The following is an 11,581-nucleotide window of genomic DNA, read 5'->3' as shown; positions in this document are numbered from 1 at the left end:
GTCAACAGCACCACAGCGGTATCCCCGCACAGCCCGTGACCCCAGGAGCCGCCATGGGAAGCGACGCCCAAGGTCCGGTTCGTCGCCGGGCGCGAACGCGGCGATAATCGACCGATGAGCGCCCTCGAACGCCCCATGCCGCCCCTGAACGCCGACGAACGCACCACGCTCGAAAGCTGGCTGGACTTCCACCGCACCACGCTCGCCATGAAGTGCGAGGGCCTGGACGACGCGCAGGCCGCCGTCGCGTCCGTGCCGCCGTCCGGCTTCACTCTGACCGGCCTCGTCCAGCACATGGCGGAGGTGGAGCGGAACTGGTTCCGCCGCGTGCTCGCCGGAGAACAGGCCCCGCCGATCCACGACCCGGAGGCCGACCCGGACGGCCCCGACGGCGGCTTCGACCTGGCCGAGGGCGCCACCCTACGCACCGCCCTCGCCATCTGGCAGGCGGAGATCACCCACGCCCGCGCCCGCTGCGCCGACCGCGCCCTGACCGATACCGGTCTGTTCATGGGGCAGGACGTCAACCTCCGCTGGATCTATGTCCACATGATCGAGGAGTACGCCCGCCACAACGGCCACGCCGACCTGCTCCGCGAACGGATCGACGGCACGACGGGCGTGTGACAGCGGTTCGGGAGGTGCCCGCCTGCCCTGCTGGGGAAGGGAGGGCGCCTCGGCCTGGTCGACGGTGCCGTGGCGCTACGCCTTCCGGCACGCCTTGGCCTTGAACTCCTCCACAGGGACGGTGGTCGCGTAGAGCGGTCGGCGGTCCACGAGCCGACAGCCACCCGCTTGTCGACATCGTCGCTGTTCACGTAGAGGGTCACGCCGTCGATCCGGTGCCCGCAGACCATCATGACGCCCACCAGACGACCGTCGGAGGTCACCGAGACACCGCCGACGGCGTCGATGGGCACCGTGCATCCCGGAGGGTAGGGGTGGGGACCGGCCGGCCCCCACGTCGTCGCCTCATCGTCGCGCGCTCGTTGCCGTCTGCGGCGGTCTGTCCGGCGACGACGGCCGTCGTGGCCCACGGGCAGATCACTACACGCCGAACTCCCGTATCAGTGCCAGGAACTCAGTGGGCCTCTCGGTGTGGATCAGATGTCCGGTGTCGATCGTGACGTGGCGGGCGCCGGGGATCCGCCCCGTCATCCACGCCACTTGGTCCTGCGGCAGATGGCTGCGCTCCCCGCCGCCGACGAGGAGGGTGGGCGCGGTGATCGACGGCAGGTCGTCGCGCCAGGCCGGATCGGGGTCGTTCAGCTCGGCGTTGACCGCGCCGACCAGCCTCCAGTCGAAGCCGGGCGGTTCCTCGGGCGGTGCGACCGGGCCGCGGGGCGGGTCGAGGGGGAAGAAGACGGGGGTGTCCTCCAGGACGAGCCGGCCGATCAGGTCCGGCTCGCGCTGCGCGAGCAGGTACACCGCCGCACCGCCCATCGAGTGGCCGACGACCGTGGCGCCCGCCAGCCCGAGGGCCTTGAGGAATCCGCCGATGTCGTCGCGGAACAGGCCGAAGCCGTACCGCCCGGGGTGGTCGCTCAGTCCGTGGCCGCGCAGGTCGAGCGCGTACACCCGGCGGTCCGTGGCGAGTTCCGCCGCGACCTCTGCCCAGGTGGTGCCGTCCTCGCCCCGGCCGTGCACCAGTACCACCGGCGGCGCGTCCTCGGGCCCGGTGACCCGGTAGGCGAGACGCACCCCGTCCACCGTGACCGTGCGGACCGCCGGATCGAGGAAGGCGGCGACGGGGCGGCGGAAGGCCCCGACGTCGTCGACCCATGGGAAGTGCCCGGCCTCGGACTGCACGACGAGTTCGGCGTGCGGGAAGCAGGCGGCGATGGCGGCCGCCTTCGCAGGGGTCGGGCCGCCGTCGTACTCGCCCGCGAGCACGAGGACCGGCGCGTCGAGGTCCCGCAGGGCCGCCCGGGTCGCCTCGGGGTCGAAGGCACCCGGTGCGTAAAAGGCCGCGGCCGCCTCCCAGTCGGTCTGTTCGTCCGCGGCCGCGGCGTGCGCCCGCGCGGCCTCGTCCCACCGCCCGTACGCGAACGGCAGGACGACCGGGGCGGCGTCACGCGCCGGGGTGTCGGAGTCGAGGGCGTCCAGGGCGGCGCGCGCCTCGGCGTACCAGGGCCGGCCGGCGAAGACCTCGGCGGCCTTGTCCCACTCCTCGTCCGTGACGCCGCAGCCGACGGCCCGCCCGCCGGGCGTGACCAGCACCAGGGACCGGACCCGGGCGGGGTGCGCGGCGGCGTAGAGGGTGGCGAGGTTGGCGCTGCCGGAGTGGCCGAGCAGATCGATGCGCTCCAGGCCGAGATGGGCGCGCAGGGCCTCGACGTCGGCGACCTGCCGGTCGCAGCGGTAGCTGTGCGGATCGGCGGGGACGGCACTGTCCCCGGTGCCGCGCGGGTCGAGCACGATCAGGGTGCGGTGGGCGGTCAGTCCCCCGAGGTCGCCGAGGTAGGCCTGGTCCCGCATGGGGCCACCGGGCAGCACGACCAGCGGCTCGCCCTCACCTCGTATCCGGTAGGCGAGCCGGGTTCCGTCGTACGTCGTGAACTGAGGCATGCCGTTGATCATCTCCGCCCCGGGCGGACGGGGCAACGAGGTTTCCGGGGGCCGGGGTACGGTGGGCAGCCCTCCCCCAGCAGCGAAGGAATCGTTTCACTGTGTCGGAAAACCGTCAGGCAGCGCCGCACCACGACGAGTTGCGCGGCGACTGCGCGAACTGCTTCGGCCTGTGCTGTGTGGCCCTGCCGTTCGCCAAGTCCTCCGGTTTCGCGGTGAACAAGTCCGCGGGTGACCCGTGCCGCAACCTGCGAGACGACTTCCGCTGTGGCATCCACGCCCGGCTGCGGGGCAGCGGCTTCTCCGGCTGCACGGTGTACGACTGTTTCGGCGCGGGACAGAAGGTCTCGCAGGTGACCTTCGGCGGCGTGTCGTGGCGCGAGGCCCCGGACACGGCGCGCCGGATGTACGAGGTGTTCCCGGTGATGCGCCAGCTGCACGAGCTGCTGCGCTACCTCGCCGAGGCCCGCGCGCTCGACGCCACCCGCTCTCTGCGCCGCGATCTCGACCGGGCGCTGGCCCGGGTGGAGCGGCTGACCGAGGGCACGCCGGCCGAGCTGGAGACGCTGGACGTGGGTCCGGTCCGGGCGGAGATCAATCCGCTGCTCCTGAAGAGCAGTTCGCTGGTTCGGGCGGCGGCCGGCGGCAAGCCGAAGAGCCGGCGCGGCGCGGATCTGTTCGGCGCCCGGCTGCGCGGGGCGAAGCTGCGGGGCGCGGATCTGCGCGGGGCGCTGCTGATAGCGGCGGACCTGTCCGGGGCGGATCTGTCGCTGGCCGATCTGATCGGCGCCGACCTGCGGGACGCCGACCTGTCGGGCGCGGACCTGACCGGCGCGCTCTTCCTCACCCAGCCGCAGCTGAACGCGGCCCGCGGTGACGCGGCGACCCGGCTGCCGGAGGGTTTCGAGCGCCCGGCGCACTGGACCCGCTGACCTCCGGACACCGGACGCCCCTCAACGGTCAGGCCGCCGGGCCGGCACCGACCTCGTACACGTACGGCGTGGTCGTGGTCAGGGCCTCGAAGCCGAGGCGTCGCAGGATCGGGCGGCTGGTGTCGGCGGCGTCGACCTGGACGTAGCGGTAGCCGCGCGCGGCGGCGATGCGGGCCCGATAGGCGACGAGGGCGCGGTAGAGGCCGCGGCCCCGCCACTCCTCGACGGTGCCGCCCCCGTAGAGACCGGCGAAGTCGCTGTCCGGCGGGAGGTCCAGGCGGGCGGCGCTGACGGGTTCGCCGTCGTGGAAGGCGACGACGGCCACGACGGTGTCCGGCGCGTCGGCCAACTGGTCGAGCACGCGGCGGCCGAGATCCGCGCTGTCCTTGCCGAACGCCAGGTCGTGGACCCGGACCAGCAGCGCCACGCCGGCCGCGTCGGTGACCTCGCGCAGCTCGACGCCGTCGGGCAGGTCCTCGGGTCCGGACGGCGCGGCCGTCTCCCGCACCATCAGGGTCTCCGTGTCCTCCGGGACGAATCCGGCGGACACCAGCCGCGCGCCGAGGTCGGCGGGGTGGTCGTGGCCGTACGTCTTCCATTCGAAGGTGCGGCCGGCGGAGATGAAGTGCCGGATCTGCGCGGCGATGACGGCGTCGGCGTCGTCCGGGCCGAGCCCGGACCACAGGACGCCGTTCCAGCCGTGGACGGGTCCGGTCTGGCGGACGACGGGCCCGTCGTGCTCGACACGTGCGCCGGGCCCGTCGGGGCGGGCGCCGAGGCGGAGCTGACGGTCGTACTGGTCGCGGATCGCGGTGAGGTCCATGGCCGTACCTCAGCATCCGCCGGAACGGGAGCGCCACCGGATTTCCTCCCCCGTGCCCGCCGGTCCCGGCCCCGTCGCGGCCTGGTCGTCGGACGACCGGGCCGCGACGGACCGCCGAGGTCACACGGCGGGCGGTCTCTCGGGCCGCGGCCCGGTGTCGTCGCGCCGTACCTCCGCACCGTCCAGCCCTGGCACCGCGCCATCCCTCCCGGCTTCCGTGCCGTCCAGCCCCGGCACCGCGCCGTCAAGCGCCGCCTCCGTGTCGTCCGGCCGTGGTTCGCCGTCGTGCCGGAGCGGGGTGATCTGCTCGATGTCGTAGCGCAGGCGCAGCGCCTCGATGGCGTCGTGGTCGGGCGGGCCGCCGGAGCCGAGGATGTCCATCAGTTCCTCGAAGTAGCGCTCATGGTCGGGTGGCGGGGACGCCTGGAACAGCATGCGGACGGGGTCGCCGGTGAGGTTGGCGAAGGCGTGCGGACAGCCGGGCGGGACCAGGATGAGGGTGCCCGCGGTGGCGCGGACGACCCGCTGCCCGGACGGGGATTCCCACCCGTGCCAGCTGTCGCGGGTACGGACCAGCGGCTCGAAGGCGAGGACGTCGAGTTCGCCCTCCAGGACGTAGAACAGCTCCTCGCTGCGGACGTGGGCGTGCGCGCCAACGTCGAAGCCGGGAGGCACGACGACCTCGAACGTGGAGGAGGTCGGGGTGTGTTCGCCGGTCACCTTGAAGGTGACGCGCTGGGCGGCGGTGACGAGGGTCTTGCCCAGTCCGGGCGGGACGACCAGGCCGCCGCCCGGTCCGATGGCTGTGGCGGTCACGGGATGGCTCCTCCTCTCACCAGGTCACGGGCAGCGTCTCGGGGCCGCGGATCAGCGCGCCACGCTGCCAGCGGATCTCCTCGTCGGGGACGGCGATCCGGAGGTCCGGGAAGCGGGTCCACAGGGTGGAGAGGAGGATCTCGGACTCGATGCGGGCGAGGGCGGATCCGGGACAGAAGTGCGGCCCGTGGCCGAAGGCGACGTGCGGGTTGTAGCCGCGGTCGAAGTCAAGGGTCCCGGGGTCGGCGAAGACGTCCGGATCGCGGTTGGCGGTGAGGTACGAGACGTAGACGGCGTCGCCCGCGGGGATGCGGACGCCGCCGACCTCGACGTCCTCCAGCGCGATGCGGGACAGACCGACGGCGTTGCGGTGCGGGATGTAGCGCAGCAGTTCGTCGACGGCCTGCGGCAGCAGGGCGGGATCGGCGCGCAGCCTGGCCAGGTGCTCGGGGTGGGTGAGCAGCGCGTACACCATGTTGGCGCTGTTGTTGCGGACGGCGTGGGCGCCGCCGATCTGGATGAGGACGGCGAGCCCGACGGCCTCCTGCTCGTCGAGGGTGTCCTCGTCGATGGCGTCGGCGAGGACGGCGGCGAGGAACTCCTTGCCGGTGCCGTGGCTGCGGCCGATGAGTTCGGTGAAGTAGCGGGCCATCTCGCCCTTGGCCCGCTCGCTGGAGTCGCGGCCGGCGCCCGCGGAGATGATGGTGTCGGACCACTGGGCCATGAGCGGCTGGTCGCCTTCGGGGACGCCCATGAGTTCGCTGACCATGGCGAGCGGGAAGGGCCGGTTGACGAGGGCCATCAGGTCGGCGGGCGGGCCGTGCTGTTCGAGCCGGTCGAGCAGCCGGTCCATGACGTCCTGGGCGTGGTCGCGCAGCGCGCGCAGGGCGCGGGCGGAGAAGGCGCGGGCGACGACGCGGCGCATCCGGGTGTGGTCGGGCGGGTCGGCGAAGCCGACGGCGCCCTCCATGGGGATGAAGTGGGGGGCGAGCCGGGTGATGGAGCGTCCGTAGACGGCCTGCCGGCTGAACCGGGGGTCCATGGAGACGAACTTGACGTCCTCGTAGCGGGTGACGAGCCACGCGTGGCCCTCGCCGTGCGGCAGCCGGACGCGGCTGACCGGATCCTCGTGGAGCAGCCTGGCGAGGAGCGGGTCGAAGTCGAGGCCGGTGAGGTCGGGGACGGCCCAGAAGTGGACGTGGGGGTCCTCGGTGGTGTCGGAGGTCGTGGTCGACGTCATCGCGCCACCGCCTCGGCCGGGGCGGAGACGGTGTCACAAGAGGGCGCTACGGCTGGTGCGGGGGCGACGGGGCGGTGCAGGCGGTGCAGGCGGTGCAGGCAGTGCATGGTGGTCCCAGGGTCCGAGGGCGGGGCGGAAGCCGGACGGCTTCCTCTTTCGTTCCCTTTTCCCGGGTACGGACCGGTTCGCGCGCCGGGCCGGACGAACGCACCCGAACGTGTGATCGCCCCCGGGGTCCGCTGACGCCGCCGGGCGAAGGGAGACCGCCGGCCGGCCGTGCCGCCCCGCGCGCCTGACCACGCCGCCCCCGCGCGTCCGGCCGGCCCGATCCCCGTACCAGCGAAAAAACATGCCCCCACCTCTTGCCAAACCCCCGGGGCGGGCGGTTTTACTGACCCCGAAAAGATCTACCGAATGATCGGTCGTCCGTTTTACGACGGGTGCGACCGCGGTGGTACGGACGTGAGGCGAGGGAGTGGCGCATGACTGACCTGCTGGACGCGGGCGAGCGGCTCGGACGCGACGAGCTGGAGGCGCTCCAGCTGGAGCGGATGCGCGCGAGTCTGCGGCACGCCTATGACAACGTGGCGTTCTACCGGCAGTCCTTCGACCAGGCGGGAGTACGGCCCGAGGACTGCCGCACCCTCGCCGACCTGGCCCGTTTCCCCTTCACCACCAAGATCGACCTGCGCGAGCACTATCCGTACGGGATGTTCGCGGTCGACCAGTCCGAGATCCGCAGGCTGCACGCCTCCAGCGGTACGACCGGACGTCCCACGGTGGTCGGTTACACCCGGCGGGACCTGGACACCTGGGCCGACATGGTGGCGCGCTCGCTGCGCGCGGCCGGCGCCCGGCCCGGTCACAAAGTGCACGTGGCGTACGGCTACGGCCTGTTCACCGGCGGACTCGGCGCGCACTACGGGGCCGAGCGGCTGGGCTGTACCGTCATCCCGGCCTCCGGCGGCATGACCGCCCGCCAGGTCCAGCTGATCTCGGACCTGCGGCCCGAGATCATCATGGTGACGCCCTCGTACATGCTCACCCTGCTCGACGAGTTCGAGCGCCAGGGCGTCGACCCGCGCGGCACCTCCCTCAAGGTCGGGGTCTTCGGCGCCGAGCCGTGGACCGAGGAGATGCGCCGGGAGATCGAGGAGCGCTTCGCGATCGACGCGGTCGACATATACGGCCTGTCCGAGGTGATGGGCCCGGGCGTGGCGCAGGAGTGCGTGGAGACCAAGGACGGCCTGCACATCTGGGAGGACCACTTCTACCCGGAGATCGTGGACCCGATCACCGGCGAGGTGCTGCCGGACGGGGAGCAGGGCGAGCTGGTCTTCACCTCCCTGACCAAGGAGGCGATGCCGGTGATCCGGTACCGCACCCGCGACCTGACCCGGCTGCTGCCCGGCACCGCGCGCGCCTTCCGCCGGATGGAGAAGGTCACCGGCCGCAGCGACGACATGATCATCCTGCGCGGGGTGAACCTCTTCCCGACCGCGGTCGAGGAGATCGTGCTCCGTACCCCCGCCGTCGCCCCGCACTTCCAGCTCCGCCTCACCCGCGAGGACCGGCTCGACGCCCTGACCGTACGCGTCGAGGCGCGCCCCGAGGCGACGCCCGACCAGCGCGCGGAGGCGGCCCGGGTCATCACCGCGGCGGTCAAGGACGGCATCGGGGTCTCGGTGCGGGTCGAGGTGGTCGACCCGGAGACCCTGGAGCGGAGCGTGGGCAAGATCAAGCGGATCGTGGATCTGCGCGGGAAGGGATGACCGTACGGCCCTGCCGGTGCGCCCCGCATCGGCAGGGCCTCGCGCCCCTCGGCCGCCGACGCGTCGCGGCATATGCCAAGCGAGCGGGACTCGTCGTCATCGCCGTCCGCCATGTCGTCGGGCCGGCCTTCGAGCCGGTGAAGGTGTCCCTCGGCTCGTGGAGTCACCCGGAGCCGGCGGTACTGAAGTTCGCCGGCGTCCCGCTCTACGGCGGTTTCCTCTACGCGGCCGCCGGCAGCTACGTCTGCCAGGCCTGGCATCTGCTCGGCCTCGAACCGGTCCGCTACGGGCCCCGGGCGATGGCGCTGGTGGCCGCAGCCGTCTACGCCGACTTCTTCACCCACCACTGGCTGCCCGACATGCGCTGGCCGCTGGTGCCGCCCTGATCAGCGTCACCTTCGTGCTCGCGGCGATCTCCTTCAACGGTCGCCGAACCGCTCCCGCAGCTCGCGCTTGAGGATCTTGCCGCTGGCGTTGCGGGGCAGCCCGTCGACCAGGATCACCCGCTTCGGCGCCTTGAAGCCCGCGAGCCTCTCGCGGGCGTGGGCGAGGAGTTCGGCCTCGGTGACCTCGGCGCACGGGACGACGAAGGCGGTGACGGCCTCGATCCAGCGCTCGTCGGGCAGGCCGACGACGGCGGTCTCGGCGACCGCCGGGTGGGTGTAGAGGGCGTCCTCGACCTGACGGGAAGCGACCAGCACGCCACCGGAGTTGATGACGTCCTTCACCCGGTCGACGACCGTGAAGTAGCCGTCGGCGTCGCGCACCGCGAGGTCGCCGGAGCGGAACCAGCCGCCCCGGAACGCCTCCTTGGTCTCCTCCCGCTTTTCCCAGTAGCCGGCGCACAACTGCGGGCTGCGGTAGACGACTTCACCGGCGGTTCCGTCCGGGACGTCCTCGCCGTTCTCGTCGACGACCTTCGCCTCGACATGGCGGACGGGACGGCCGCAGGAGTCCATCCGCCCCTCGTGCTCGTCGGGCCCGAGGACGGTGGCCAGCGGCCCGATCTCCGACTGGCCGAAGCAGTTGTAGAAGCGCAGCTCCGGCAGCCGGTCGCGCAGTTGCTCCAGGACCGGGACGGGCATGATCGAGGCGCCGTAGTACGCCTTTCGCAGCGCCGACAGGTCGCGGGTGGCGAACTCGGGGTGCCGGGAGAGACCGATCCACACCGTCGGCGGCGCGAACAGGCTGTCGCAGCGCCCGGAGGCGACGAGGTCGAGGAGGACGGCCGGGTCGGGCCCGTCGACGATGGTGTTCTCGGCGCCCACCGCGAGGTAGGGCAGCAGGAAGACGTGCATCTGCGCCGAGTGGTAGAGCGGCAGCGAGTGCACCGGACGGTCGCCCTCGCGCAGGTCGAGGGCGTCGATCGCGCTGGCGTACTCGTGCACGAGGGCGCGGTGGGTCATCATCGCACCCTTGGGCAGGGCGGTGGTGCCCGAGGTGTAGAGCAGCTGAACGAGGTCGCGGGCGTCGCGCTCCGCCTGGTACGGGTCGGGCTCGGCGAGCGCCGTGAGGAACGAGTCCTCGGTGTCCCGCAGGGCCCGTACGGGGATGTCGTCCGGGACCCGGCCGGCCAGGTCCGGGTCGGCGAGGACCAGCGCGGTACCCGACTGGCGCAGGATGTAGTCGAGGTCCTCGCCGGTGAGGTGATGATTGACCGGCACGTGCACCAGGCCCGCGCGGGCACAGGCCAGGAACGCGATCAGGTAGGCGTCGGAGTTGTGGGCGTATGTCGCGACCCGGTCGCCCTCCTGGAGCCCCGTCCACTGCCCGGCCTCGTACAGCAGCGACGCCCCGGTCGAGACGGCGGCGTCCAGCTCGGCGTAGGTCCAGGTCCGGTCGCCGTAACGGACGGCGATCCGGTCGGGGACGCGCTGGGCGCTGCGGCGCAGCACGCCGTCGACGGTGCGGGACAGCAGCTCTCGTTCCATGGCTGGAGATCTTGGGCGGGGACCGGAGCGCTGGTCAAGTACCCGGCACGAGCCCGTTCCGCCGGTCCGTGCGCGAGTCGTGCCGCGAGTCCGTGCCGTCATCCCCTCGCGCGGTCCGGGGATGGCCTGTCCCCGTGGTCCGGCATCGACAGGACAAGCGCCCGCCTGTCTCGATAGGCCGACTTCCCCCTTCCCTGATGCTTGTTGCCCCTCGCCTGCCGGGAGACACGTTGCATCCGCGTACTTCCTCACCCACCCGCCTGAAACGCCTCGCACTGGTCGCCGCGGCCCTCGCCACCGTCGCCGCCTCGCTGCCCGCCGCCGCGGCCGCCGGCCCGGACGACCGGACGCGGCGCCCGTCGGACGGCGGTCTGTCGGCGGTCATCCGGACCACCGAGTACGGCATCCCGCACATCGTCGCCAAGGACTACGCGAGCCCGGGCTTCGGAACGGGCTGGGCGCAGGCCGCCGACGAGGTCTGCACGCCGGCCGGCGGATTCGTGACCGTGAACGGCGAACGTTCCCGCTGGTTCGGTGCCGACGCGCCGGCCGACAGCTCGATGCCGTCGGCCACGGAGAACCTCTCCAGCGACCTGTTCTTCCAGGGTGTCAAGGACGCCGGGACGGTCGAGGCGCTGCTCGCCACGCCCGCGCCGGCCGGGCCGGGTACGCGGGTGAAGGAGCTGATGCGCGGCTACGCGGCCGGTTACCACGGCTGGCTGCGCCGAAACCGGATCACCCGACCCGGCCCGCGCGGGCGCCGGGTGGGCGCGCCCGGTCACCGCCCTCGACGTGGCGCGCCACGGTTGGGCGGGGGCCGTGCTCCTCGGCCAGGGGCGCGCCCCCGGTGTGCCGATGAACCCGCACCGGCTCACCCGAACGCCGTCGACCTGCGGATGTCCGACACCGCGCTGGGCTTCGCGCGGTCCCGCTCCACCCGCGAGCTCGCCGAGACGCCGCGCCGCACCCAGGGCCTGCCGTGGGTGAACACGATCGCCGCCGACTCGGCCGGGCACACCCTGTTCACGCAGGCGCGGGTGCTGCCGCGGATCACCGACGAGCCGGCCGAGTGCTGTTCGGCGCCGCTCGGCCGGCACCAGTTCGTGGTACGGAACGGGGAGCGGATCCCGGTGAGCGGCGGCGCCGACGCACTCGGCGTCTGGAACTGCACGAACGCCCGGTGGGACCCGGCGGGCGGCGGCTATACGGAGGTCGTGGCGGGGTCGAGCCACATCCAGGCGGTCGGCTGGGACGGGAGCGGCTGCCCGGTGGCCCGCACCCTGCTGACGTACTCCCAGTCCGACGACCCGGGCTCGGCGCACTTCAGCGACCAGACCAGGCTGTTCTCGGACGGGCGCTGGGTGACCTCCCGGTACTGCGAGAAGGAAATCCTGAGCTCGCCCGCGCTGAAGGTCGTGACGGTGGGGGAGTGACCGCGGGGCCGCGGCGGGCCCGGGGACCGGGCCGCGGCCCCGCCGCCCGGTCACAACCGTCTTGTC

8 protein-coding genes and 2 pseudogenes are annotated in these 11,581 nt (G+C 72.8%); 5 read left to right on the top strand and 5 right to left on the bottom strand.

Translation table 11 applies throughout. The annotated features are described in order from the left end of the window. The first annotated feature begins 114 nt into the window (after positions 1 to 114). The gene (locus tag ABZ693_RS20590) at positions 115 to 627 is read left to right on the top strand and encodes a DinB family protein (RefSeq protein WP_359879105.1); all 513 of its coding nucleotides are present in this window, start codon (positions 115 to 117) and stop codon (positions 625 to 627) included. 420 nt (positions 628 to 1,047) lie between these two features. On the opposite strand, the gene ABZ693_RS20585 is transcribed toward ABZ693_RS20590, so the two are convergent. Then, positions 1,048 to 2,568, bottom strand: coding sequence for an alpha/beta fold hydrolase (locus ABZ693_RS20585; protein ID WP_359879102.1), 1,521 nt, complete (start codon positions 2,566 to 2,568; stop codon positions 1,048 to 1,050). A 101-nt stretch (positions 2,569 to 2,669) separates the two neighbouring features. On the opposite strand from ABZ693_RS20585, the gene ABZ693_RS20580 reads away from it, so the two are divergent. Beyond that, positions 2,670 to 3,500: a pentapeptide repeat-containing protein gene (locus tag ABZ693_RS20580; protein WP_359879099.1), complete on the top strand. Its 831-nt coding sequence runs from the start codon at positions 2,670 to 2,672 to the stop codon at positions 3,498 to 3,500. 28 nt (positions 3,501 to 3,528) lie between these two features. On the opposite strand, the gene ABZ693_RS20575 is transcribed toward ABZ693_RS20580, so the two are convergent. From ABZ693_RS20575 to ABZ693_RS20565, 3 genes and pseudogenes are all read right to left on the bottom strand, one after another. Then, positions 3,529 to 4,323: a GNAT family N-acetyltransferase gene (locus ABZ693_RS20575; protein WP_359879096.1), complete on the bottom strand. Its 795-nt coding sequence runs from the start codon at positions 4,321 to 4,323 to the stop codon at positions 3,529 to 3,531. A gap of 285 nt (positions 4,324 to 4,608) precedes the next feature. Next, positions 4,609 to 5,139, bottom strand: a pseudogene (locus ABZ693_RS20570) (cupin domain-containing protein); the annotation flags it as partial. Positions 5,140 to 5,155: 16 nt separating this feature from the next. Beyond that, positions 5,156 to 6,379, bottom strand: coding sequence for a cytochrome P450 (locus ABZ693_RS20565; RefSeq protein ID WP_359879094.1), 1,224 nt, complete (start codon positions 6,377 to 6,379; stop codon positions 5,156 to 5,158). 482 nt (positions 6,380 to 6,861) lie between these two features. Here ABZ693_RS20565 and paaK point away from each other — a divergent pair, with 482 nt between their 5' ends. Both paaK and ABZ693_RS20555 read left to right on the top strand, forming a co-directional pair. Further along, positions 6,862 to 8,151: a phenylacetate--CoA ligase PaaK gene (paaK, locus tag ABZ693_RS20560; protein ID WP_359879091.1), complete on the top strand. Its 1,290-nt coding sequence runs from the start codon at positions 6,862 to 6,864 to the stop codon at positions 8,149 to 8,151. After that, entirely contained in the window at positions 8,148 to 8,537 is a 390-nt protein-coding gene (locus ABZ693_RS20555; RefSeq protein WP_435842483.1) for a DUF817 family protein, read from the top strand. The genes paaK and ABZ693_RS20555 overlap by 4 nt, the downstream gene beginning before the upstream one ends. 33 nt (positions 8,538 to 8,570) lie before the next feature. Here the strand turns inward: ABZ693_RS20555 and ABZ693_RS20550 are convergent, their stop codons facing one another. After that, positions 8,571 to 10,082, bottom strand: a complete 1,512-nt coding sequence (locus ABZ693_RS20550; protein ID WP_359879088.1) for a fatty acyl-CoA synthetase — start codon at positions 10,080 to 10,082, stop codon at positions 8,571 to 8,573. Positions 10,083 to 10,279: 197 nt separating this feature from the next. Here ABZ693_RS20550 and ABZ693_RS20545 point away from each other — a divergent pair. Next, positions 10,280 to 11,515 (top strand): annotated as a pseudogene (locus ABZ693_RS20545) (penicillin acylase family protein). The last annotated feature ends 66 nt before the right edge of the window (positions 11,516 to 11,581 follow it).

Source organism: Streptomyces laurentii (genome assembly GCF_040635425.1).
Classification (GTDB): domain Bacteria; phylum Actinomycetota; class Actinomycetes; order Streptomycetales; family Streptomycetaceae; genus Streptomyces; species Streptomyces laurentii.
This window is presented reverse-complemented; position numbering and strand designations above follow the sequence as displayed.

Coding starts and splice junctions, on each gene's coding strand:
- ABZ693_RS20590 (WP_359879105.1), top strand. CDS start 115: ATGAGCGCCCTCGAACGCCCCATGCCGCCCCTGAACGCCGACGAACGC.
- ABZ693_RS20585 (WP_359879102.1), bottom strand. CDS start 2,568: ATGCCTCAGTTCACGACGTACGACGGAACCCGGCTCGCCTACCGGATA.
- ABZ693_RS20575 (WP_359879096.1), bottom strand. CDS start 4,323: ATGGACCTCACCGCGATCCGCGACCAGTACGACCGTCAGCTCCGCCTC.
- ABZ693_RS20565 (WP_359879094.1), bottom strand. CDS start 6,379: ATGACGTCGACCACGACCTCCGACACCACCGAGGACCCCCACGTCCAC.
- paaK (WP_359879091.1), top strand. CDS start 6,862: ATGACTGACCTGCTGGACGCGGGCGAGCGGCTCGGACGCGACGAGCTG.
- ABZ693_RS20555 (WP_435842483.1), top strand. CDS start 8,148: ATGACCGTACGGCCCTGCCGGTGCGCCCCGCATCGGCAGGGCCTCGCG.
- ABZ693_RS20550 (WP_359879088.1), bottom strand. CDS start 10,082: ATGGAACGAGAGCTGCTGTCCCGCACCGTCGACGGCGTGCTGCGCCGC.